At 44.0% G+C, this 22,744-nt stretch carries 18 protein-coding genes, 2 tRNA genes, 1 pseudogene and 1 riboswitch; of the genes and pseudogenes, 17 read left to right on the plus strand and 4 right to left on the minus strand.

Annotated features, from left to right (window positions below):
- A tRNA-Glu gene (locus G587_RS0118005) sits at window positions 1-72 on the plus strand.
- 566 nt (window positions 73-638) lie between these two features.
- Here G587_RS0118005 and G587_RS23490 read toward each other — a convergent pair.
- Together G587_RS23490 and G587_RS0118015 are read right to left on the minus strand one after the other, a co-directional pair.
- Window positions 639-2,033 (minus strand): annotated as a pseudogene (locus tag G587_RS23490) (IS1182 family transposase); the annotation flags it as partial.
- Window positions 2,034-2,273: 240 nt separating this feature from the next.
- Window positions 2,274-2,345: transfer RNA gene (locus G587_RS0118015), tRNA-Glu, on the minus strand.
- Window positions 2,346-2,986: 641 nt separating this feature from the next.
- Between G587_RS0118015 and xylB the strand changes: the two genes are divergently transcribed.
- The 11 genes from xylB to ribF all read left to right on the plus strand — a co-directional run bounded on the left by xylB (window position 2,987) and on the right by ribF (window position 14,146).
- On the plus strand, window positions 2,987-4,456 hold the full coding sequence (xylB, locus tag G587_RS0118020; protein WP_026493375.1) for a xylulokinase: 1,470 nt from the start codon (window positions 2,987-2,989) through the stop codon (window positions 4,454-4,456).
- Window positions 4,457-4,519: 63 nt separating this feature from the next.
- Window positions 4,520-4,645, plus strand: a riboswitch (THF riboswitch).
- A 70-nt stretch (window positions 4,646-4,715) separates the two neighbouring features.
- A complete protein-coding gene (locus G587_RS0118025; RefSeq protein WP_026493376.1) occupies window positions 4,716-5,297 on the plus strand; it encodes a folate family ECF transporter S component in 582 nt (193 codons plus the stop codon).
- Between the two features lie 207 nt (window positions 5,298-5,504).
- Window positions 5,505-5,969: a ribosome maturation factor RimP gene (rimP, locus tag G587_RS0118030; RefSeq protein ID WP_026493377.1), complete on the plus strand. Its 465-nt coding sequence runs from the start codon at window positions 5,505-5,507 to the stop codon at window positions 5,967-5,969.
- 68 nt (window positions 5,970-6,037) lie between these two features.
- The gene (gene nusA, locus G587_RS0118035) at window positions 6,038-7,249 is read left to right on the plus strand and encodes a transcription termination factor NusA (protein ID WP_026493378.1); all 1,212 of its coding nucleotides are present in this window, start codon (window positions 6,038-6,040) and stop codon (window positions 7,247-7,249) included.
- A gap of 38 nt (window positions 7,250-7,287) precedes the next feature.
- Entirely contained in the window at window positions 7,288-7,554 is a 267-nt protein-coding gene (gene rnpM, locus G587_RS0118040) for an RNase P modulator RnpM (RefSeq protein WP_330364525.1), read from the plus strand.
- Window positions 7,547-7,858 (plus strand): L7Ae/L30e/S12e/Gadd45 family ribosomal protein, encoded by a 312-nt coding sequence (locus tag G587_RS0118045; protein WP_026493380.1) that lies wholly within the window; start codon window positions 7,547-7,549, stop codon window positions 7,856-7,858. The genes rnpM and G587_RS0118045 overlap by 8 nt, the downstream gene beginning before the upstream one ends.
- Window positions 7,859-7,874: 16 nt before the next feature.
- Window positions 7,875-10,787: a translation initiation factor IF-2 gene (gene infB / locus G587_RS0118050; RefSeq protein ID WP_081679516.1), complete on the plus strand. Its 2,913-nt coding sequence runs from the start codon at window positions 7,875-7,877 to the stop codon at window positions 10,785-10,787.
- A gap of 54 nt (window positions 10,788-10,841) precedes the next feature.
- Window positions 10,842-11,258, plus strand: coding sequence for a 30S ribosome-binding factor RbfA (rbfA, locus tag G587_RS0118055; RefSeq protein WP_026493382.1), 417 nt, complete (start codon window positions 10,842-10,844; stop codon window positions 11,256-11,258).
- Window positions 11,258-12,220, plus strand: coding sequence for a DHH family phosphoesterase (locus G587_RS0118060; protein WP_026493383.1), 963 nt, complete (start codon window positions 11,258-11,260; stop codon window positions 12,218-12,220). Before rbfA ends, G587_RS0118060 begins: the two co-directional genes overlap by 1 nt.
- Before the next feature lie 6 nt (window positions 12,221-12,226).
- The gene (gene truB, locus G587_RS0118065) at window positions 12,227-13,180 is read left to right on the plus strand and encodes a tRNA pseudouridine(55) synthase TruB (RefSeq protein ID WP_026493384.1); all 954 of its coding nucleotides are present in this window, start codon (window positions 12,227-12,229) and stop codon (window positions 13,178-13,180) included.
- A gap of 42 nt (window positions 13,181-13,222) precedes the next feature.
- Complete coding sequence (gene ribF / locus G587_RS0118070; protein ID WP_026493385.1) at window positions 13,223-14,146, plus strand: riboflavin biosynthesis protein RibF; 924 nt, start codon at window positions 13,223-13,225, stop codon at window positions 14,144-14,146.
- On the opposite strand, the gene G587_RS0118075 is transcribed toward ribF, so the two are convergent.
- On the minus strand, window positions 14,141-14,869 hold the full coding sequence (locus G587_RS0118075; protein WP_035787261.1) for an ion transporter: 729 nt from the start codon (window positions 14,867-14,869) through the stop codon (window positions 14,141-14,143). The two genes, ribF and G587_RS0118075, sit on opposite strands and share 6 nt — an antisense overlap.
- Window positions 14,870-14,882: 13 nt before the next feature.
- Complete coding sequence (locus G587_RS25660) at window positions 14,883-15,044, minus strand: hypothetical protein (protein WP_155829614.1); 162 nt, start codon at window positions 15,042-15,044, stop codon at window positions 14,883-14,885.
- A 262-nt stretch (window positions 15,045-15,306) separates the two neighbouring features.
- On the opposite strand from G587_RS25660, the gene rpsO reads away from it, so the two are divergent.
- The 5 genes from rpsO (at window position 15,307) to G587_RS24740 (ending at window position 22,693) form a co-directional block, all read left to right on the plus strand.
- Window positions 15,307-15,573, plus strand: coding sequence for a 30S ribosomal protein S15 (gene rpsO / locus G587_RS0118085; RefSeq protein ID WP_026493387.1), 267 nt, complete (start codon window positions 15,307-15,309; stop codon window positions 15,571-15,573).
- A gap of 153 nt (window positions 15,574-15,726) precedes the next feature.
- Window positions 15,727-17,814, plus strand: a complete 2,088-nt coding sequence (locus G587_RS0118090) for a polyribonucleotide nucleotidyltransferase (RefSeq protein ID WP_026493388.1) — start codon at window positions 15,727-15,729, stop codon at window positions 17,812-17,814.
- A 368-nt stretch (window positions 17,815-18,182) separates the two neighbouring features.
- Entirely contained in the window at window positions 18,183-19,334 is a 1,152-nt protein-coding gene (locus tag G587_RS0118095; RefSeq protein WP_026493389.1) for a phosphopentomutase, read from the plus strand.
- 137 nt (window positions 19,335-19,471) lie between these two features.
- A complete protein-coding gene (locus G587_RS0118100; protein ID WP_026493390.1) occupies window positions 19,472-21,073 on the plus strand; it encodes a peptide chain release factor 3 in 1,602 nt (533 codons plus the stop codon).
- 3 nt (window positions 21,074-21,076) lie between these two features.
- The gene (locus tag G587_RS24740) at window positions 21,077-22,693 is read left to right on the plus strand and encodes a transglutaminase domain-containing protein (protein WP_051201144.1); all 1,617 of its coding nucleotides are present in this window, start codon (window positions 21,077-21,079) and stop codon (window positions 22,691-22,693) included.
- Window positions 22,694-22,744 lie beyond the last annotated feature (51 nt).

Here is a 22,744-nt window from a genome sequence, read left to right on the forward strand (position 1 = left end):
GGCTCGTTGGTCAAGCGGCTAAGACGCTGCCCTCTCACGGCAGAATCAGCGGTTCGATTCCGCTACGAGCTACTGAATCCCAAATCACAATTGTGGTTTGGGATTATCTTTATTTTTAAAAAATTATATATCTTTATTTCTTATATTTTTTCCATGATTTTTTATATAAAGTTAATAGTTTTTTCTCTTAAGCTCTCCTAGTATGAAATAAAGAAAAATCAGAAAAGCAAAAAGAAAATCCATGCAAATGGATACTTCAATGTTTTGCAAAAACGACAGGAACTTGATGGCCATTTGTATTCAGAGCGAGTAGCAAACAGCAATATGTTCGGCACAAGGAACAGTGGGCTGGCTCATAAGAAATGAAATGTAGTTGTTTCCTGTCATAAAAGAAATGTTTTGTACATAGAATTCTATATTTCTTCAAGTAAAGCAAAGGATGTAGAATTTGAATTTTCCATTGAATAACGAAAAGATGGGGGATAACCTCTTCAACATAAAAAGAGAAGTCGTGACTTCTCTTTTCAGACTGTAGACAAAGTGGTTTTGAGAGCTGTACTCTCAAAACCACTTTTCTTTTATGTGGATTATCCTGAAAATTGGGATAGAAATGGCCTCTATTAAGCCATTTCTATCCGCCATTCATGTTTGATTCTTGCAAGTTTTTTCAGATTCATACACGCAAAGGTAAGCGCGACCTTCATTTCCATCCGCGCCTTGCCATACATTTGTGTATATCTGAATCCATGGTTTTCTTTGGCTGTTCCAAAGATTCTCTCTATTGTTTCTTTTCTGTGAGAATAGAGATCCTTCATTCCTTCGGTGTACCTGATATCCTCACATTCTTCCATGTAGTCTTCCCAGATATGACGGGTAACAATCTTTACATGGTTCTTGCTAAGTGTACATTGCTCAAGGTATGGACAGCCTTCACAAACCTTTCCGCAGCTCTTGTATTCCCTGTATCCATCACGGTTTGTTGTTGAGTACTCAAGAACTTGATCGTTAGGGCAAATATAGCAATCATTGTACTCATCGTATGCAAACTCGGATTTCTTAAAAAACCCCTTCTTTGTCATTGGCCTTTTATAGGGAAGAAGCGGCTTGATTCCATCATCTATAAGTAGCTTTGCTATGGCCGGCGTTTTATATCCAGCATCTGCAACGATGGTCTCAATACCTATATCCTTAATCTTATCGTAGAGTCCTTTGAATGTGCGACTGTCGTGTTCGTTGCCTGGATTAACTGTGTAATCAAGGATCCATCCATTTTTATCGCATGCAGTTTCTATTCCGTATGCAAAGACATTTTTATGTTCACCTTTGCGGAACCATCCACTCTCAGGATCGGTAGTGCTGCACCTTACTTTCTTTGTGTCTTTTGGAACATCATCAGTGAAATCTCTGAAATCATCGTGCCCACCAGCTCCTTTATCGTTGTCATCATCTTTATCTTTAAGAGGCTTTTTCCCGTGCTCAGCTCTGTCTTCATTTATCTCTTTCATAAGCATTTCTTCATAGAACAGAGCTTCTTGTTTGGCAAGCTTGTGGTACATCTTTCTGTTATTGGCTCGTGCCTTAACATGAGTAGCATCTACAAATACAGCAGTAGGATCAACAAGTTTAAAACGGTAACAATCCTCAAGGATATGCTCAAATATCTGATCAAAAAGTCCTGTGCCTTTAAAACGTCTTGTATAGTTCTTTCCGAATGTTGAGAAGTGGGGAACCGGTTCGTTAAGTTCCAATCCAAGAAACCATCTGTATGCAACATTTACTTCGATTTCCTTAATTGTCTGTCGCATACTTTTGATTCCGTACAGATACTGAATGAGTGGGATTTTTATGAGAGTGACAGGATCCATACTTGGTCTGCCCATATCAGGAGAATACTTATCTTCAACAAGATCATATATGAATGACCAGTCTATAGCTTTATCAATAAGTCTGAGCATGTGATCCTGTGGTACCAAGTCATCCATGCTTACAAACTGCATCTGTTCACGTTTTCTTTCGGTATTAGAAGTCATCATAAAGGTAATCCCCATCCCCAACTTTGATACTTCTATTATATCAGAAAAAGTGCCTTAAACCCAGATAAATACTAGCGTTACGGCACTTTTATAAAGAAAAATCCACGGCAAGTGCCGTGGACTTTGTCTACAGTCTGAAAAGAGAAGTCGTGACTTCTCTTTTTAAATGATTTTTTATAATAAAAAACCCAAATCACAATTGTGACTTGGGATATAGGGTTGGGCTGTTTACACAGTCAGTAGCTCGTAGCGGAATCGAACCGCTGATTCTGCCGTGAGAGGGCAGCGTCTTAGCCGCTTGACCAACGAGCCATATTTATCTGCTTGTCTTGCGACAGCTTGTTTATACTATTATATTTCCGGAATAATTGCAAGCCTTTTTTGAAAAAAATTTAACTTCTTAAATAAATGCCAGGTTAAATGCCATAATATAGGGGAATATATGCCAACATACGGGCACCATATATGGTGTCATTACGCGAAAAGAGCACAAAAATCGGAGTAATGCGCGTAGCCTGATCCATTCAAAAGCGGAAGTTCTACGCGTTAAACTACGCAAAATCCAAGCAATACGCGTAGATTGGATTCTATCTAAGGGGAAACACTACGCGTTTAGCTACCTAAAACCAAAGTAATACACGTAGCCTAGACCCTATCCAAGGGGGAATGCTACGCGTTAAACTACACAAATCCAAAGTAATGCGCGTAGCCGTGCTCGCGCGATGGCATAAACCTTCGCGTAAAAAGATATAAACAATTAGTATACACGTAGCATAAGGCTGATTTGTTGAAAGAACCTAACAGAAGCCCAACCAATCTGCAATAATTAGTGATTAAAGAGCAAAAAGTATGATGCACCTCTTATAAAAAACATTTATAATTATCATTGTGACTTTATGGTCTATAAAAGAAAATAAAAAGCAAAAACAAATAATGTAAATGGGAGGTTGTATATGCTTTATATAGGTGTGGATTTAGGAACATCATCAGTAAAGCTTGTTCTCATGGATGAGACAGGCAAAATTCATGGCACAGCTACAAAGGAATATCCTTTATATTTCCCTCATCCCGGCTGGTCAGAGCAGAAGCCCGAGGACTGGTATGCTCAGGCAGTAGAGGGACTTAAGGAAGTTCTTAAGGACGTAGATAAGTCTCAGGTAGCAGGTATCAGCTTTGGCGGTCAGATGCACGGACTTGTAATTCTCGATGAGAATGATAATGTTATCCGTCCTGCAATTCTTTGGAACGACGGAAGAACTCAGAAGCAGGTTGATTATCTCAATAACGAGATCGGTAAGGATAAGCTCTCTGAGTACACTGCTAATATAGCATTCGCAGGCTTTACAGCACCCAAGATCCTTTGGGTTAAGGAAAATGAGCCTGAGAACTTCAAGAAGATCAAGAAGATAATGCTTCCCAAGGATTATCTTGCATATAAGTTTTCAGGAACCTTCTGCACAGACTATTCTGATGCATCAGGAATGCTCCTTCTTGACGTTAAGAACCACAAGTGGTCTGAGGAAATGTGCAAGCTTTGCGACATCACAACAGATATGCTTCCTAAGCTCTATGAGAGCTATGAGAAGGTTGGTGAGCTTAATCCTGAGCTTACAGCAGAGCTTGGACTTAACAGCGGTGTAGTTATAGCAGCAGGCGCTGGCGATAACGCAGCAGCTGCAGTTGGAACAGGAACTGTAGGCGACAACAGATGTAATATCTCACTTGGAACAAGCGGAACTATTTTCATGTCTTCCAAGAATTTCGCAGTAGACAGTAATAATGCACTTCACTCATTTGACCATGCAGATGGAAGCTTCCATCTTATGGGATGCATGCTCAGCGCTGCAAGCTGCAACAAGTGGTGGATGGATGGCATCCTTAATACCAAGGATTACGCAGGAGAGCAGAGCCGTATTCAGAAGCTTGGTGAGAATCATGTGTTCTTCCTTCCGTACCTCATGGGTGAGAGATCTCCCTGGAACAACCCGAATGCCCGCGCAACCTTCACAGGTATCACAATGGATACCACAAGAGATGACATGAGCCAGGCAGTTCTTGAGGGCGTTGCTTTTGCTACAAGAGATATGTATGAAGTTGCTAAGAGCATCGGTGTTAAGCCTGAGCGCACAATGATCTGCGGTGGTGGTGCCAAGAGTCCTCTCTGGAGAAAGATGATCGCGAACATTCTTAATATAGAAGTAGATGTTCCCGCATGTGAGGAAGGCCCAGGAATGGGCGGCGCTATGCTCGCAATGGTAGCATGTGGCGCATACAAGAGTGTAGAGGAAGCAGCTGCAGCAATCGTTAAGGTTGATAAGACAGAGAAGCCCGATCCTGAGCTCGTTGCTAAGTATGAAGCAAGATATCAGCAGTTCAAGACAATCTATCCTGCACTTGCTGAAACTTTTGATAAAATAATTTAATTTTATAAAATGTTATTGACGATAAGAAAAGTATCGTTATAATAAAATTCGTAACTAACAAAAAGCAGAGTAGAATTCGATGCGTTAGGAATTGCAGAAGTATTCGTTGCAATTTCTTAAGTGCCATCTGGACAGGGACTGCCAGACGGACGAAGGGCAACCGCGATGTCGGATTCGGTTCCCACTGTAGCATATTGAACGTGTTATGAATTCATACACCTCCTTGTGCATACCGTGGAATGCATAGGAGGTGTTTTTTATGCAGAAAAATGTAACAGCAGAAGTAAACGGCAGTATCAATGTAAACAGATGGATGGGCTCTCTTGCTGAGTTCAAGAAGCTCAGGAACGTGGTGTTCTGTGGAATGATGGCAGCGATAGCAGTAGTTCTCGGCTATGTGGCAACCATCAATATCGGACAGTACATCCGCATCGGCTTTTCAGGCCTTCCCAATCAGGTAGTGGATTGTCTCTTTGGACCTGCGGTTGGAGCTATTTTCGGTGCGGCACTTGATATCATTAAGTGGTTCATCAAGCCTACAGGAGATTTCTTCCCTGGCTTTACAATAAGTGCAGCCCTTGGCGGAATAATCTACGGCTTCGCTTTTTATAAGAAGAAGATATCACTGGTAAGAGTATTTATCGCTCACCTTATCGTAAGCGTTTTTGTAAATGTGGGCCTTAATTCACTCTGGCTCAAGATCCTTTACGATCAGGCTATCATGGTAATGCTTCCCGGAAGAATCTTAAAGAACGCGATCATGCTTCCCATCGATACATTCATTACCTATGCGATGCTCAGAGCCGTTGAGAGAACCGTTAAGCCTATGATGAATTTATAAAAAAACTGTAAATAAAGGCTTTTTTTGCGACCGATAACCGGCAGTTTAAGGCGAGATGCCTGTTTTAACCCTCTGGGGGGTTGACGAAATGCACCTGTGGTGCTATATTACAGATGTAACTAAAAATAGAACAGACTGAAAGTGGGCTTGCAAGAGCCCACTTTTTCTATGACATTTCGTAATTGTTTTTATATTGAGAGGACTGCAATGTCAAGAAGAGAAGAGATCGAAAACAAGACAGAAGCCCTTCTTAAGCCTATCGCGGAGCAGAACGAGGTTCGCATCTATGATGTGGAATTCGTCAAGGAAGCGGGCGAGTGGTATTTAAGGGCATACATTGACAGGGACGGCGGTGTTGATATCAACAAATGTGTCGACGTAAGCCATGCACTTTCAGATGCACTTGATGCGCACGATTTCATCGAGGAAGCATACACCCTGGAGGTCAGCAGCCCGGGACTGGGCAGACAGCTTAAAAAGGACAGACATTTTGAGAACAGCCTTGGACAGGACGTTGATGTGAAGCTTTACAAGGCTATGGACGGAACCAAGGAGTTCACCGGCAAGCTTAAGAGCTTCGATGCCGACAGCATTACCATAGAGAATGCCGGCAACGACATCACTTTTATTAGAAAAGAAATTTCAAGCGTTAAGCTTACGTTGGATTTCTAATACGGATCCAATGTTTTTATAAAAATGGTTAATTGATAAACTTTCATAGATCAAGGAGAAAAAATACTATGAGTAAAGAATTGATGGACGCACTCGATTTACTTGAAAAGGAGAAGAACATCAGCAGAGATTCACTGTTCGATGCAATCGAGAATTCCCTTATCACTGCCTGCAAGAATAACTTTGGCAGAGCAGAGAACATCCGCGTTGAAGTTGATCGTGATACTTGCGATTTCAGATGTTTTGCTGATAAAGAGGTAGTCGAGTTTGAGGACGATGTAATGGATCCTCTTCTTGAGATCTGTCTTGATGATGCACACAAGATCGATCCTAAGGCTCAGATCGGTGATATCGTGCCTGTTTCACTTAATTCCAAGGAGTTCGGCCGTATCGCAACTCAGAATGCCAAGAACGTTATCCTTCAGAAGATCCGCGAGGAGGAGAAGGATGCTATCTACAGCGAATATTATGAGCACGAGCACGACATCGTTACAGGTGTGATTCAGAGATTCATTGGTAAGAATATCAGCATCAACCTTGGTAAGGCAGATGCAATGCTCAATGAGAACGAGCAGGTTAAGACTGAGCACTATCGCCCCACAGAGCGTATTAAGGTATATATCCTTGAGGTTAGAAACGGAAACAAGGGACCCAGAATCCTTGTATCACGTACACACCCTGATCTTGTTAAGAGACTTTTCGAGCAGGAGGTTGCTGAGATCCAGGATGGTACAGTTGAGATTAAGAGCATTGCCCGTGAGGCAGGAAACCGTACCAAGATTGCTGTTTACTCCAACAATCCTAACGTTGATGCGGTAGGTGCTTGTGTAGGTATCAACGGAAGCAGAGTTAACCTTATCGTTGATGAGCTTAACGGCGAGAAGATTGATATCGTTAACTGGGATGAGAACCCCGGTAACCTTATTCAGAATGCTCTTTCACCTGCTAAGATCGTTGCAGTTTTCGCTGATCCTGATGAAAAGAGCGCAAAGGTAGTAGTTCCTGATTACCAGCTTTCACTTGCTATCGGTAAGGAAGGACAGAACGCAAGACTTGCAGCTCGTCTTACAGGCTACAAGATTGACATTAAGAGTGAGACCCAGGCTAAGGATGCTCCCGGATTCCGTATCGAGGACTACATGGATGACGAGGAAGATTACGAAGGCGAAGAGTACGAAGAGGGTGAAGAGTTCGAAGAGGGCGAGTATTCCGAGGAAGAGTACACTGAAGAGGAGTACGAGGCTGAGGAAGATGCTGAGGCTGCTGAGGACGAAGAGTAATCCAGATTCTGCAATGAAGGTCAGTTAAAAGGATGGCTATGGAAAAAAAGAAACCTATGCGAAAATGCGTCGGCTGCGGAGAGAGCAAGGAAAAAGCAATGCTTATCCGCGTGATCCGGGATACTGAGGGAGAGATTCATCTTGATCCTTCGGGACGTGCCAACGGAAGAGGCGCTTATGTATGCAAGGATAGCAAATGCCTGGAAAAGGCAATAAAGAAAAGAGGCCTTGAGAGATCACTTAAGGTTGTAATTCCGGAGGAGACTCTGGAACAGTTGAAGAAGGAGCTTGAGATAAATGGATGAAAATAGAATTTATTCTCTGCTCGGCTTATGTCAAAAGGCAGGAAAACTGGTGAGCGGTGAGTTCTCAGTTGAGAATGCCATAAAAGGCGGAAAGGCTTGTCTGGTTATCGTAAGTAATGATGCCTCAGAGAATACAAGCAAAAAATTCCGGGATAAATGTGATTATTATGAAGTGCCGTTTTACATGTTTGGGGATAAGGAAAAACTGGGACATGCGATCGGCAAGGAAGTTCGAACGAGTATTGCGATCACGGACGACGGATTTGCAAAAAGCTTTCAGAAGAACTTACGCGTAGATGAATAGTACGGAGGAAATACGAATGTCGAAAATTAAAATATCCGAACTCGCTTCGGAGCTTGGTGTTGAAAGTAAGGAGCTTATAACATACCTGCATGATCAGGGTGTTGAAGCTGCAAAAAGATCAACAAGTTCCGTTGAAGATGAGGATGCGGAGAAGGTAAGAAAACACTTCGGAAGCGGCAAAGCCGATGCGAAAACCGAGAGCAAGTCAGATGCTCCTGCTAAGGAGGAAAAGTCCAAGACAGCTCCCGAGTCCGATGATAAAAAGGGAGATAAGAAGCCCATGAAGAAAAAGCCCGAGGGAGATGGCGCTGTTAAAAAGAAGAAGAATATCATCTTTGTAACAAACCCTAACAATTCCAAGAGCGGCAATTTCCATGGACAGAATAACGCAAATCGTGGCGGACAGAACAAGAACCAGAATCATAATCAGAACCGCGACAACCGTGGAGGACAGAAGCAGGGAACATTTGCCCGTTCACAGAATGTGTATCATCCTATCAAGCCTTTGACAGCTCCTTCACAGCTTGAGTCATATAATACAGAGATCCCGAAGTATCAGGAGACACCTCAGAAGCCTGTTAAGGCTGCAGAGACAGCTCCCAAGACTGAGCCCGCTAAGAAGCCTGCAGCTCCTGCTCAGGCACCTGCAGCACCTAAGGCTGCAGCTGCACCTCAGAGAGAGCAGAGAGATAACCGTGCTACAGAGAACCGCAGGAACGACAACAGAGACAACAGGGACAACAGAGACAACAGAGACAACAGGGACAACAGAGACAACAGAGATAACAGAGAGCAGGGCGGACAGCTCAAGAGAGGCTCTCAGAATGACAGAGGCAGAGCAGGTCAGGGTAACGTTCGTCAGGGTGCTGGCGGAGCAAGACCCGGACAGGGACCTCAGGGAAGACCCGGCAATGATCGTCCTCAGGGCGGAAAAGGTAAGGACTTCTCCAAGAGCAAGGACAGAGGCGGCTTTGATGCAGCTCCTATAAATGAAGGCGGTAAGGGCGAAGGTAAGAGACGCTCTACTCAGGATAAGGATAAGAGATCCAAGAAGGATCATATCTATGAAGAGAATGAAGAGATGATGCCCAGAAGTAAGAGGGTTGGTCGTTTCATTAAGCCTGAGGTTAAGAAGGTAGAGGAGCCCGAGGAGCAGATCAAGGTTATCACAATCCCCGAGAAGCTTACTATCAAAGAGCTTGCTGATAAGATGAAGCTTCAGCCTTCAGCTATCATTAAGAAGCTTTTCATGGCTGGACAGATTGTGACAGTTAATTCTGAGCTCTCATACGAAGATGCTGAGAACATTGCAATTGATTACGATATCATCTGTGAGAAGGAAGTTCAGGTAGACGTTATCGAAGAGCTTCTTAAGGAGGAAGAGGAGGATGAGAGCCTTCTTACTCCCAGACCTCCGGTAGTCTGCGTAATGGGTCACGTTGACCATGGTAAGACATCACTTCTTGATGCTATCCGTGACACAAGCGTAACTGACAAGGAAGCAGGCGGTATTACACAGCGTATCGGTGCTTACCAGATCAAGGTTCAGGATAGAAAGATCACCTTCCTTGATACACCCGGACACGAAGCTTTCACCGCTATGCGTATGCGTGGTGCTAACTCTACAGATATCGCAGTTCTCGTAGTTGCAGCTGATGACGGTGTAATGCCTCAGACAATCGAAGCTATCAACCACGCTAAGGCTGCAGGTGTTGAAATTATCGTTGCTGTAAACAAGATCGATAAGCCTAGCGCTAACGTTGACAGAGTTAAGCAGGAGATGACAGAGTACGGCCTTATCGCTACAGATTGGGGCGGATCAACAGAGTTTGTTCCCGTTTCAGCTAAGACTGGCGAAGGCATGGATGTACTTCTTGATACAATCCTTATTACAGCAGATATTCTTGAGCTTAAGGCTAATGCGAACCGTGAGGCAAGAGGTCTTGTCCTCGAGGCTAAGCTTGATAAGGGCCGTGGGCCTGTTGCTAACGTACTTGTACAGAAGGGAACACTTCATGTTGGTGATTTCATTTCTGCAGGTGCTTGCTCAGGTAAGGTTCGTGCAATGATAGATGACAAGGGTAAGAGACTTAAAGAGGCTCGTCCTTCACAGCCCGTTGAGATTCTTGGTCTTTCAGATGTACCCGGAGCAGGTGAGGTATTCCTTGGACACCAGAGCGATAAGGAAGCTAAGCAGTATGCTAATACATACCTCCAGCAGCAGAAGAAGGATCTTATCGAAGAGACAAAGGCTAAGATGTCTCTTGATGAGCTCTACTCCAAGATTGAGGAAGGTAAGCTCAAGGAGCTTGACCTTATCATCAAGGCTGACGTTCAGGGTAGTGTAGAAGCACTTAAGGCAAGTCTTCTTAAGCTCTCTAACGATGAGGTTGTTGTAAAGGTTATTCACGGCGGTGTTGGTGCGATCACAGAGTCTGACGTATCACTGGCTGCTGCTTCAAATGCTATCATCATCGGTTTCGATGTTCGTCCCGATGCTGTAGCTAAGAGTACTGCTGAGCACGAAGGCGTTGAGATCAAGCTTTACAAGGTTATCTACCAGGCAATCGAGGATGTTGAATATGCCATGAAGGGTATGCTTGCTCCTGTTTACGAGGAGAAGGTTATCGGACATGCTGAGATTCGTCAGCTGTTCAAGGCTTCCAAGCTCGGTAACATCGCAGGTGCAATCGTAACTGACGGTATGATCCAGAAGGATTGTAAGGTTCGTATCAGCAGAGATGGTGAGCAGATCTTCGAGGGTGACCTTGCTTCACTTAAGCGCTTCAAGGATGACGTTAAGGAAGTTAAGGACGGATATGAGTGTGGTCTTGTATTCGAGGGCTTTGATTCAATCAATGTAGGCGACGTAGTTGAAGCTTATATCATGGTTGAGATACCCCGTGAGAAGCTTGACAAAAAGAACTAATCAGAATAAACAGAATGCAGCCGGTACTTTTTCAACGGTACTAAGGAGCACAATATGAGAAAAAACAGTATAAAGAATATTCGCATTAACGGCGAAGTTATGAAGGTTATATCTGAGGCTATCAGATTCAGCAAGGATCCCAGGATCAGCCCCATGACATCTGTAATGGATGTTGAGGTTGCTCCGGATCTTAAGACCTGCAAGGTGTGGGTGTCTGTTATGGGTAACGATGAAGACAGACTCCGCACGGAGGAGGGCTTAAAATCAGCTGCCGGCTATATCAGAAGCACAGTTGCCAAGGAACTTAACATGCGCAACACACCTGAGCTCAGATTTATCATGGACGATTCCATCGAGTATGCGATCAATATGTCCAAGAAAATCGACGAGGTCGCAGCCAAGGATGCAGCTGCAAAGGCAGCCAGAGGCGAAACTGACGAAGATATTTCCGATTCAGATGAGGAATTATAATGAGAATTGATGAACTGGTAAAAGGAGCAAAAACTGTAGCCATAAGCGGACATATCCGTCCAGATGGAGACTGTATAGGCTCCAACATGGCATTATATCTCTATTTGAAAAAGAATTACCCGGAGCTTAAGGTGGATGTTTTCCTTGAAAATATCCCCGACAGCTACAAAGTTATAGCTGCTATAGATGAGGTTAATACTGAGTATACGACAGATGTAGACAGCTATGATGTTTTCTTTGCGCTTGATTGCGGAAAAGAGAGACTTGGAAATGCTGAGAAGCTCTTTGATGCAGCTAAGAAAACAGTTAATATCGATCATCACATAAGCAATCAGGGAACAGGTGATGAGAACTATATCGTTCCCACCGCAAGCTCCGCATCAGAGCTTGTGTACAACTGCATGGACAGTGAAAAGCTTGACGCAGATATTGCCAAGGCAATTTACATGGGTATCATTACAGATACCGGAGTGTTTAAGTATTCAAACACTTCACCCAACACCATGAAGGTTGCAGCTGATCTTATCAGTTATGGCTTTGAGTTCGGCGAACTCATTGATCAGGTATTTTATGAAAAGACCTATGTGCAGAATCAGATTCTTGGAAGAGCACTTCTTGAGAGCATGCGCATTATGCACGGTGACTGCATCGTCAGCGTTGTATCAAGACAGACCATGGATTTCTATCAGGTTACATCCAGTGATCTTGATGGAATCGTGAGCCAGCTTCTTTTGACAAAGGGAACTGAGTGTGCAATTTTCATGTATGAGATCGGAAGCCTTGAGTACAAGGTGAGTCTCAGATCAAAGGGCAAGGTAAATGTTGCCAAGATAGCAGAGCTGTTCGGAGGCGGCGGCCATGCAAGAGCTGCGGGCTGTACAATGAACGGAACTCAGCACGATATAATTAACAGTCTCTCTGAGTATATCGAGAGAGATTTAAAGGGCGTTAGTGCTAAATGAGGTTATATGTATAACGGACTTATTAATGTTTACAAGGAGGCAGGCTATACATCAAGTGATGTTGTAGCGCGCCTCCGTGGCATTTTAAAGATGAAAAAGATCGGACACACAGGGACTCTGGACCCGGATGCGGTTGGAGTCCTTGTTATTTGTGTAGGAAACGGCACTAAGCTTTGCGATATGCTGACCGATCATGATAAAGAATATATTGCGGTGTGCAGACTTGGTGTGACAACTGATACTCAGGATATGTCAGGACGCGTTCTTTCTGAAAAAGAGGTTAATGTCACAAGCGAGCAGCTTCACGAGGCTGTAAAAAGGTTTGTGGGCGAATATGATCAGATTCCGCCTATGTATTCCGCTATAAAAATAAACGGCAAGAAATTATACGAGCTTGCAAGACAGGGTAAAGAGGTTGAGAGAAAGCCCCGAAGAATAAATATCGAGGCGATAACAATTCTGGACGAATCCCATCTTCAGGATGAGCATATTTTCACTATGGAAGTAAAGTGCTCAAAGGGTACCTACATCAGAACCTTATGTAATGACATAGGAGAGGCACTTGGCTGTGGTGCTGCAATGGAGCACCTCACAAGAACTGCTGTGGGAAGCTTCCACCTTGAAACAGCCCGCACTCTTGATCAGATAGAAGAGCTTAGAGATCAGGGCAGAGTAGAGGAGATTGTTGCTTCAACAGAGAGCCTTTTCAGGGACCTTGATTATTGCATAGTTAAGGATGATTTCAGAAGAATGCTTGAAAACGGAAACAGCTTCAGGGTGGAGAATCTTGTAAGTGAAGCTCCCGAGGATGAGCAGGACTTCGTAGCGCCCCAGGAGCTCTATGCCGACGGCACAAGAGTAAGAGTATATTCGCAGGATGGAACGTTCTTCGGAATCTACAAATGCGACGAGAGAACCGGGCAGTTCAGGGTTGAGAAGTTTTTTTATACACAACAATAAAGCCTTCTCCCTAATAGGGAGAAGAGAGGGTAAATAATACTAATGCAGATAATTTCAGGCGACGCACAATTTCATATAGAAGGTCCTACTGCTGTCGCCATTGGTAAGTTTGACGGCGTGCACCTGGGTCATCAGAAGCTCCTTAATCATATACTTGATAAAAAGGATCAGGGAATGAAGGCGACCATATTCACCTTTGATCCACCGCCGGCTGTATTTTTCTCTAAAAAGAAACAGCCGCAGCTTCTTACAAGGGATGAGAAGCGCAGAAAGTTTGAAAAGCTTGGTATCGATATTATGGTGGAATTCCCCATGAATGCGGAGACGGCACATACCATGCCGGAGGATTTTGTAAGAAAAATTCTGCATGACCAGATGCATGCTGCATATATCGCAGCAGGAGACGATCTTTCCTATGGCTATAAGGGAAGAGGAGATTTTGCTCTTCTTAATAAGCTGGCACCGGAGCTTGGCTATAGAACACACGCCATTAAGAAGCTTCAGATGTTTGGAAGAAATATCAGCTCCAGCTTTATTAAGGAAGAAATCGTTGCAGCCGAGATGGAGAGAGCAGCAGAGCTCCTCGGTGAGACCTATTATGTAGGCGGCTTTGTTGAGCATGGTAAGAAGCTTGGCAGGACTATAGGTTTTCCTACAGTTAATCTTCTTCCGCCCGACGAGAAATGCCTTCCGCCCTACGGAGTCTATTTTTCAGAGGTAAGAATAGACGGGGAGAAGCACCACGGCATGACAAATATAGGCTGCAGACCTACTGTTTCCAATAACGGACAGGTAAGTGTTGAAACCTATATTTACGACTTCGATGATGATATATATGGAAAATATCTGGAGATAGCTCTTTTGACCTTCCACAGAAAAGAGCAGAAATTCTCCGGAGTTGATGCCCTCCAGAGTCAGCTTTCGCTTGACCTTGAGGCAGGAAGAAACTTCTTTGATATGTTATAACTCGTACTTGGACTTTTTCCTTCTGATTTCATCCATATAAGCGGCGGTGATTATACCAGTGGGAAGAGCGATGACTGCCATTCCTACAAGGGCGGAGAACATGGTTATTATGCGGGCCAGCGTCGTAGTGGGAGATATGTCTCCGTAGCCTATGGTTGTAATAGAGATTGTTGCCCAATACAGAGCATCAAGGAAGGTGTCGAACAGATCAGGCTCAAGCTGGAACACCAGCATGGCAGATATGAAAATATAAATGGCGATCAGTATGAGAACCGCGCCCAATTGCTTTCTGACCTTTCGAAGAACATTGGCGATTACTACCATGGTCTTGGAATAGCGAACGAGCTTGATTACCCTGAAGGCTCTGAACAGTCTGAAAAGACGCAGAGTGCTGCTTACAGGGAAAAGAACATACAGAATCGGAAGCATTGCAAGGAAGTCGATTATGGCAAGCGGTGTGAAAACATAGGCTATGTAAGCCTTGATGCTTTTATAGCCCATCTTGTAATCGGCGGTATATACTCTGGCGACGTAATCAATGAGGAAAATTACAAAGGTAGCGATATCGATCTGTCGCTGATACATGCTCTCGGTTTTCATGACAAGAGGAATCATGCCCACAATTACTGTAGTGGTCATAAGCAGATCGTATGCGCGGGAGGAGACATCTCCTGTCTGTGAAGCTTCAAGAACTTCGTGGATTCTTCTTTTTGTTTCGCTCATGGAATTCACCTTCTTATGGATTGAGAATGGTTACGATGCCCAGGATTATTAGTAGAATGGACAGAATACGGCATAGCGCGACAAAGATGAAGGTTCTTTTTTTACTACCAGTCTGAATTATGCCGAAATCGTCGATCAGAGTGTTGTCCTTTTTATCGGATGATTTTTTTAACATAGTGCCGACTCCTCTCATATAGAAACAAGAGTGAATAGCTGAAAAATTAAGCGTATGTACTATTTAATTGTAGCAAAATTGCATTTAATAATCTACTGTAAATAGAAGAAACTGTTCACAAGGCTTTACAAGCATAGTTGTCTATGTTAAAATCAATTGGTTTCTCATGTGAGGAACGATGTTGTTATTACCGATACTCGGATGATGGTACTCCAGCCGCTTCCTGGTATACGGCAAATTGTAATCAAAAAGGAGACGAAACATGATTTCAAAGGAAAAGAAGACAGAAGTTATCAATCAGTACGCTAGAAAAGCTGGCGACACAGGTTCACCGGAGGTTCAGGTTGCTATTCTTACAACCAGAATCAAGGAGCTCAACGAGCACCTTAATACACATCCGAAGGATCACCACTCAAGAAGAGGTCTTCTTAAGATGGTAGGTAGAAGACGTGCTCTTCTTTCATACCTCAAGAAGAACGACCTTGAGAAGTATCGTAAGCTTATTGCTGATCTTGGACTCAGAAAATAATTTCCTAAGGGATAATAGGGCGGGGATGCCGATTAGAAATAGTCGGCTTATTCCGCCTTGTTTCTTTATTTGCCACTTTTTTAAATTACAAAGGTAATAACTAATAAGTTTACATAACAATGCGCCCGAGGATGGCGCGAGAAGGAGAACAATATGAAAACATTTTCAACAGAACTTGCCGGAAGAACTCTTACAATTGAGATCGGCAAAGTTGGTAAGCAGGCTAACGGATGCGCATTCATGAAGTACGGCGACACAACAGTACTTTGTACAGCAACAGCTTCCGATAAGCCCAGGGACGGAATCGACTTCTTTCCTCTTAGTGTAGAGTACGGTGAGAAGTTCTATTCTGTAGGAAAATTCCCCGGAGGATTTAACAAGCGCGAGGGTAAGCCTTCTGAGAATGCAATTCTCACAAGCCGTGTTATCGACAGACCTATGCGTCCTCTTTTCCCTAAGGATTACAGAAATGATGTAACAATCGAGACAATGGTAATGTCAGTAGACACACAGTGCCGTCCTGAGCTTGTAGCTATGATTGGTGCTTCAGTTGCAGTTTCTATTTCAGACATTCCTTTTGACGGCCCTTGTGCAATGACTCAGATCGGTATCATCGATGGCGAGTTCGTTGTTAATCCCTCTCAGGAGCAGTGGGATAAGGGTGATATGAGACTTACTGTTGCTTCAGTAGGTCAGAAGGTTATCATGATCGAGGCAGGATGTAACGAGATTCCTGAAGAGAAGATGAAGGAAGCTATCTACCTTGCACACGACGTTAACCTTAAGCTCATTGAGTTTATTAAGGGCATCGTAGCTGAGGTTGGTAAGCCGAAGCACGAGTATGCAAGCTGTGCAGTTCCTCAGGAGCTCTTTGATGCAATCAAGGAAGTTGTTCCTCAGGAAGAGATGGAGAACGCGGTATTCACAGATGAGAAGCAGAAGAGAGAGGCTAACATTGCTGACATCACTGCTCGTCTTGAAGAGAAGTTCGCTGACAACGAAGAGTGGCTTGCAATCCTTGGCGAAGCTATTTATCAGTATGAGAAGAAGACTGTACGTAAGATGATCCTCAAGGATCACAAGCGTCCTGACGGAAGAGCACTTGATCAGATCCGTCCTCTTTCAGCTGAGATCGATCTTATTCCTCGTGTTCACGGTAGTGCAATGTTCACTCGTGGACAGACTCAGATCTGCGACGTTACAACTCTTGCTCCTCTTTCAGAGATGCAGAAGGTTGAAGGACTTGATCCTTACGTATCAGGTAAGAGATATATCCACCAGTACAATTTCCCTGCTTACTCAGTAGGTGAGACTAAGGTTTCAAGAGGCCCCGGACGTCGTGAGATCGGTCACGGAGCTCTTGCAGAGAGAGCGCTTCTCCCTGTACTTCCTTCAGAGGAAGAGTTCCCTTACGCTATCCGCTGCGTATCAGAGACATTTGAGAGTAACGGTTCAACATCAATGGCTTCCACATGTGCATCATGTATGTCACTTATGGCAGCAGGTGTTCCGATCAAGAAGATGGTTGCAGGTATCAGCTGCGGTCTTGTAACAGGCGATACAGATGACGATTTCGTAGTACTTACAGATATCCAGGGTCTTGAGGACTTCTTCGGAGACATGGACTTCAAGGTAACAGGTACTAAGGAAGGTATCACAGCTATCCAGATGGATATCAAGATCCACGGTCTTACAAAGGCAATCGTTGAGCAGGCTATTTCTCAGTGCCGTCAGGCTCGTCTCTTCATCATGGATGAGTGCATGAGCAAGGCAATCGCTGAGCCTCGTAAGGAAGTTAGCCAGTACGCTCCTAAGATCATCTCTATCGAGATCGATCCTGATAAGATTGGTGATGTTGTAGGTCAGAGAGGTAAGACTATCAACGAGATCATCGACCGCACAGGCGTTAAGATCGACATCACAGATGACGGTAAGGTAAGCATCTGCGGCGAAGATAAGGATATGATGCAGAAGGCTATCGACATGATCAACATCATTACAACAGACTTCGAGAAGGGCCAGATCTTCACAGGTACAGTTGTAAGCATCAAGGAGTTCGGTGCATTCGTTGAGTTCGCTCCCGGTAAAGAGGGAATGGTTCACATCAGCAAGATCGCTAACGAGCGTATCGACCACGTTGAGGATGTTCTTACTCTTGGCGATGAGGTTAAGGTTGTATGTCTTGGCAAGGATCGCATGGGACGTATCTCATTCTCAATGAAGGATGTAGCTCAGAAGTAATTATTTAGCTCGCCTTCTCCCTCTGGGGCGCACGACGTCCAGTGGACGTCGGTTCTGCGCGGACCGAAGCGGAGCGGAGACAGGTGGCAGCTATGCTGACGGATGAGGGCGAAATATGGTAAAATAAAGGGGATGCGAGACTTCGCGTCCCCTTTTCTAAATTAATTCCTAGGAGCCTTTTTTGTTGTCGTGCGTATTTTGCACGACATCACAAAAACGGACATCCGACAACATTTAGTAAGATATAAACTAGCGTTTATAGAGGAGCCTTTTTTGTTGTCGTGCGTATTTTGCACGACATCACAAAAACGGACATCCAACAACATTTAGTAAGACATAAACTAGCGTTTATAGAGGAGGATACTTTTATGGGAAGAATATTCTTGATAGTTTTAGATAGCTTTGGAATTGGCGAAGAGCCCGATGCAGCTGAGTACGGCGATTTTGACGTGAACACAATCAGAGCCTGTGCTACAAGCAAGTACTTTGATATGCCCAACATGGGCGCTATGGGCCTTTTCAATATTGATGGTGTTGACTGCAGACCTGCAGTAGATGCTCCTACAGCAGCATTCGCAAGATGCCAGGAGGCAAGTAAGGATAAGGATACAACCATCGGACACTGGGAGATCGCAGGTGTGATTTCACCTAAGCCCATGCCGAAGTTCCCTGACGGATTTCCGCAGGAGTTTCTTGATGCTTTTTCTAAGAGAGTTGGACGTGGCGTTATCTGCAACAAGCCTTATTCAGGAACTCAGGTTATTAACGACTACGGCGATGAGCATGTAAAAACCGGAGACCTTATCGTTTATACATCAGCGGACAGTGTGTTCCAGATTGCAGCGCATGAGGAGGTAGTTCCGCTTGAGACTCTTTACGAGTACTGCCACATCGCGAGAGAGATGCTTCAGGGTGATCTTGGAGTTGGCCGTGTAATTGCAAGACCTTTTGTTGGTTCAAACGGCAACTACACAAGAACACCTCACAGACATGATTACTCACTTGAGCCTCCGAAGACAACCATGCTTGATCAGCTTAAGGCAGCAGGCAAGGATGTCCTCGGTGTAGGTAAGATTCGTGATATCTTTGAAGGAAAAGGACTTACAGAGTTTGTATTTACAGAAGGAAATGCAGACGGCATTGATAAGACTCTGGCTTACATGGATAGGGATTTCGATGGCCTTTGCTTCGTAAACCTTGTTGACTTCGATATGCTTTATGGACACAGAAGAGACATCGACGGTTATGCTAAGGCTCTTAACTACTTCGATACCAAGCTCCCTGAGATGGTTGCCAAGCTTAAGGATGATGACATCATCATGATGACAGCTGACCACGGCTGTGATCCCAGCTATCAGAAGACCACGGACCATACAAGAGAGTACATTCCTTTCATCATGTATGGTAAGAATGTTAAGACCGGAAACCGCGGAACAAGAAGTACCTTTGCGGATATAGGAGCTACAGTGCTTGATTACTTTGGAATTAAGCCGGAGTTTGAAGGAACTTCAATGCTGTAACAGGTCCTCATCCGTTGCTTCTCTCCAGGGGAGAAGGCAAGATTTATTTGACTTTATACGCATCTTTCCTTAAAATAGGTAAGATGCGTATTACTTTGCGCAGAGTTATGTATTAGAGTTTTTCAGAAAGGTCTAAAATGAGTAACAACCAGATTACAGAAGAGATAAATAAGAGACGTACTTTTGCGATTATATCCCACCCTGATGCAGGTAAGACTACACTTACAGAGAAGTTCCTTCTTTACGGTGGAGCCATCAACCTTGCAGGTTCAGTTAAGGGTAAGGCTACAGCCAGACATGCAGTATCTGACTGGATGGAGATTGAGAAACAGCGTGGTATTTCAGTTACATCATCAGTTCTTCAGTTTAACTTCGAAGACTGCTGTATCAATATTCTTGATACACCCGGACACCAGGATTTCTCAGAGGATACATATAGAACACTTATGGCTGCGGATTCAGCGGTCATGGTAATAGATGCAAGTAAGGGTGTTGAGCCTCAGACTAAGAAGCTTTTCAAGGTCTGCACAATGAGACACATTCCGATCTTTACATTTATAAACAAGCTCGACAGAGATGCCATGGATACCTATGAGCTTCTCGACGATATCGAGGACCACCTTGGAATAGCTACATGTCCCATGAATCTTCCTATCGGTTCAGGTAAGAACTTCAAGGGAATCTATGACAGAAGAGAGAAGCATGTCGTTACCTTCCAGGATACTATGAAGGGAACAAAGGAAGGAACTGAGACTATCATTCCTATGGATGACAGAGATCAGCTCATTTCCACTATCGGCGAGGAGGCTCTTGAGAATCTCGAGGGCGAGATCGAGCTTATGGACGGAGCAGGTGCTGAGTTCAACCTCGATGAGGTTAGAGCAGGTAAGCTTACACCTGTATTCTTCGGATCAGCTCTCCAGAACTTCGGTGTTGAGCTTTTCCTTCACAACTTCCTTCAGATGGCTACACCGCCCAGTGGAAGAGCAGATTCAGAGGGTGAAGTTATTGATCCTAAGGATCATGAGTTTACAGCCTTCGTATTCAAGATTCAGGCTAACATGAATAAGGCTCACAGAGACCGTGTGGCATTCATGAGAATCTGTTCAGGCAGATATGATGCAGATAAGGAAGTTAAACATGTTCAGTCAGGAAAAGTGTTCAGACTTTCACAGCCTCAGCAGCTTATGGCTGATGAGCGTAAGATTTTAAGTGAGGCTTATGCAGGTGATATAATGGGTGTGTTTGATCCCGGCATCTTTTCAATAGGTGATACGGTTTGCATGCCTAAGGACACAGTTAAATATGAAGGAATTCCGACCTTCGCTCCCGAGCATTTCGCGAGAGTACGCCAGGTTGATACCATGAAGCGTAAGCAGTTCGTTAAGGGTATCGAGCAGATAGCGCAGGAAGGTGCCATTCAGATTTTCCAGGAATTTAATATGGGTATGGAGGAGATTATCGTCGGAGTTGTCGGTGTCCTCCAGTTTGACGTTCTTAAATTCAGACTTCAGAATGAATATAATGTCGAAATTATTCTGGATATGTTACCATATGAGTATATACGTTGGGTAGACAATGAAGATGTAGACATGAATTCACTTGTTGGAACTTCAGATATGAAGAAGATCAAGGATATGAACGGAAGACCGCTTCTTATCTTTATTAACGAGTGGAGTCCGCAGATGGTTCTTGACAGAAACAAGGGACTCTCACTTAGCGAATTCAGAAAGAACTAAACTATGAAGAAAGACAGATGTTTTAAAAACTTAATAGGGAAAGCATCTGTCTTTTTTGCATTTTTATGCATGTGCACGATGCTCACAGCCTGCAGTGGTGTGAACGATTCCGTGTCTGATTTTTTCCAGGACAATAATCTCCTTAATGATGGGGATAAGATTGGCTTTGGAAAAAAGGATAAATCGGGAGCTGGTGAGGCTGCATCTACAGAGGAGTCAGGCGAAGCTAAGACTGATGATACAGACAGTGCTGATGCAATAAGTACTGATAATAGCGATAGCTCTGCTGCAGGAGATGTATCGGAAAGCACTCCTTCGGATGCAGCAGCTACTGCAGATAGCAGCGCAGAAGCTGATACTTCTGAGGCTGCTGCTGAAAGTGAAAACACAGATGACTCAGCTTTTGATGCAGATAAGGTCAACAAGGCAATCGATGACCTTATTACTCAGATAGAGATTGAGACCGGACGCACCGGAAGACGCAAGGAGGTTGAGGAGACTGAGGAGGAAAAGGGCAAGGATTCAACCACCTATTTCAGTGATTCCTACCAGCAAAACCAGCGCGCAGAAATAGGCCTTTCTCCTGTGGATATAGACGAGATAAAGAAGTCACAGGAGGGCAACTATGCCTATGAGCACCTTACAAATGACGGTAAGACTCTCTATGTAGAGCTCTATAAGATCATTCAGAACAGGGCTGAGGATATAGTGGTTTCCACTCTTGATGAGGAAACTCTTGATGTGGTGTGCCAGTTTGTCTTAGCCGATCATCCCGAGTTTTTTTACATGGATGGCTATACCTACACCAGATACACTGTGGCAGGAGTTTTGAAGAAAATCTCCTTTACCGGAAATTATATCTATAGTGCTGAGCAGATCGCTGCAAGACAGGAGAAGATAGATGAGTATGTGCAGACCTGTCTCGCCGGCGTACCCTCAAATGTCGATGGCTACACCAAGGTCAAGTACATCTATGACTATCTCATAACCAACACTGAATATGACGCAGATGCTCCGGATAACCAGAATATCTGCTCGGTATTTTTATATGGAAGATCAGTATGTCAGGGCTATGCCAAGGCTACGCAGTATCTTCTTAATAAGCTTGGAATTCCTACGACCCTCGTGACCGGTAAGGTGGCAGGAGTGGGACACGCATGGAATCTTGTTCTTGTGGACGGAGAGTATACCTACGTTGATACCACCTGGGGAGACTCATCCTATCAGCGCTTCGAGGCAGGTGGGGACAGCTCACAAAAGCTGCCGCTTATTAACTATACATATCTTTGCTGTACAACTCAGGATATAAATAAGACCCACACCATCTCCGAGACACTTCCTGTTCCGGACTGTACATCAATGAGGAATAACTACTATGTGAGGGAGGGAGAGTACTTCACGGAGAACGATTTTGGTGCCCTTGGAGAACTTTTTAAGAGAAGATACTCAGATGGTAGCAATAATGTAACAATTAAGTGCAGTACCCGCGCAGTTTACGACGAATTTATTAAAAATCTCATAACAGAGCAGAATGTTTTTGGTTACATGGAAGGCTCGAATAACACAGTTTCCTATACCACTTTTGATGAACAATATACCCTCATTATTTGGCTGTATTAAGCGAATTAAAAAGTGACAAAATGTTAACAATATTGATTGAACATAACTGTT

The sequence above is a fragment of the Butyrivibrio sp. XPD2002 genome (assembly GCF_000423945.1).
In the GTDB taxonomy this organism is placed as follows: Bacteria; Bacillota; Clostridia; order Lachnospirales; family Lachnospiraceae; genus Butyrivibrio.

What these genes read in the sequence shown, in the direction of transcription:
- xylB (WP_026493375.1), top strand. Translation starts at nt 2,987, where the DNA reads ATGCTTTATATAGGTGTGGATTTAGGAACATCATCAGTAAAGCTTGTT.
- G587_RS0118025 (WP_026493376.1), top strand. Translation starts at nt 4,716, where the DNA reads ATGCAGAAAAATGTAACAGCAGAAGTAAACGGCAGTATCAATGTAAAC.
- rimP (WP_026493377.1), top strand. Translation starts at nt 5,505, where the DNA reads ATGTCAAGAAGAGAAGAGATCGAAAACAAGACAGAAGCCCTTCTTAAG.
- nusA (WP_026493378.1), top strand. Translation starts at nt 6,038, where the DNA reads ATGAGTAAAGAATTGATGGACGCACTCGATTTACTTGAAAAGGAGAAG.
- rnpM (WP_330364525.1), top strand. Translation starts at nt 7,288, where the DNA reads ATGGAAAAAAAGAAACCTATGCGAAAATGCGTCGGCTGCGGAGAGAGC.
- G587_RS0118045 (WP_026493380.1), top strand. Translation starts at nt 7,547, where the DNA reads ATGGATGAAAATAGAATTTATTCTCTGCTCGGCTTATGTCAAAAGGCA.
- infB (WP_081679516.1), top strand. Translation starts at nt 7,875, where the DNA reads ATGTCGAAAATTAAAATATCCGAACTCGCTTCGGAGCTTGGTGTTGAA.
- rbfA (WP_026493382.1), top strand. Translation starts at nt 10,842, where the DNA reads ATGAGAAAAAACAGTATAAAGAATATTCGCATTAACGGCGAAGTTATG.
- G587_RS0118060 (WP_026493383.1), top strand. Translation starts at nt 11,258, where the DNA reads ATGAGAATTGATGAACTGGTAAAAGGAGCAAAAACTGTAGCCATAAGC.
- truB (WP_026493384.1), top strand. Translation starts at nt 12,227, where the DNA reads ATGTATAACGGACTTATTAATGTTTACAAGGAGGCAGGCTATACATCA.
- ribF (WP_026493385.1), top strand. Translation starts at nt 13,223, where the DNA reads ATGCAGATAATTTCAGGCGACGCACAATTTCATATAGAAGGTCCTACT.
- G587_RS0118075 (WP_035787261.1), bottom strand. Translation starts at nt 14,869, where the DNA reads ATGAGCGAAACAAAAAGAAGAATCCACGAAGTTCTTGAAGCTTCACAG.
- G587_RS25660 (WP_155829614.1), bottom strand. Translation starts at nt 15,044, where the DNA reads ATGTTAAAAAAATCATCCGATAAAAAGGACAACACTCTGATCGACGAT.
- rpsO (WP_026493387.1), top strand. Translation starts at nt 15,307, where the DNA reads ATGATTTCAAAGGAAAAGAAGACAGAAGTTATCAATCAGTACGCTAGA.
- G587_RS0118090 (WP_026493388.1), top strand. Translation starts at nt 15,727, where the DNA reads ATGAAAACATTTTCAACAGAACTTGCCGGAAGAACTCTTACAATTGAG.
- G587_RS0118095 (WP_026493389.1), top strand. Translation starts at nt 18,183, where the DNA reads ATGGGAAGAATATTCTTGATAGTTTTAGATAGCTTTGGAATTGGCGAA.
- G587_RS0118100 (WP_026493390.1), top strand. Translation starts at nt 19,472, where the DNA reads ATGAGTAACAACCAGATTACAGAAGAGATAAATAAGAGACGTACTTTT.
- G587_RS24740 (WP_051201144.1), top strand. Translation starts at nt 21,077, where the DNA reads ATGAAGAAAGACAGATGTTTTAAAAACTTAATAGGGAAAGCATCTGTC.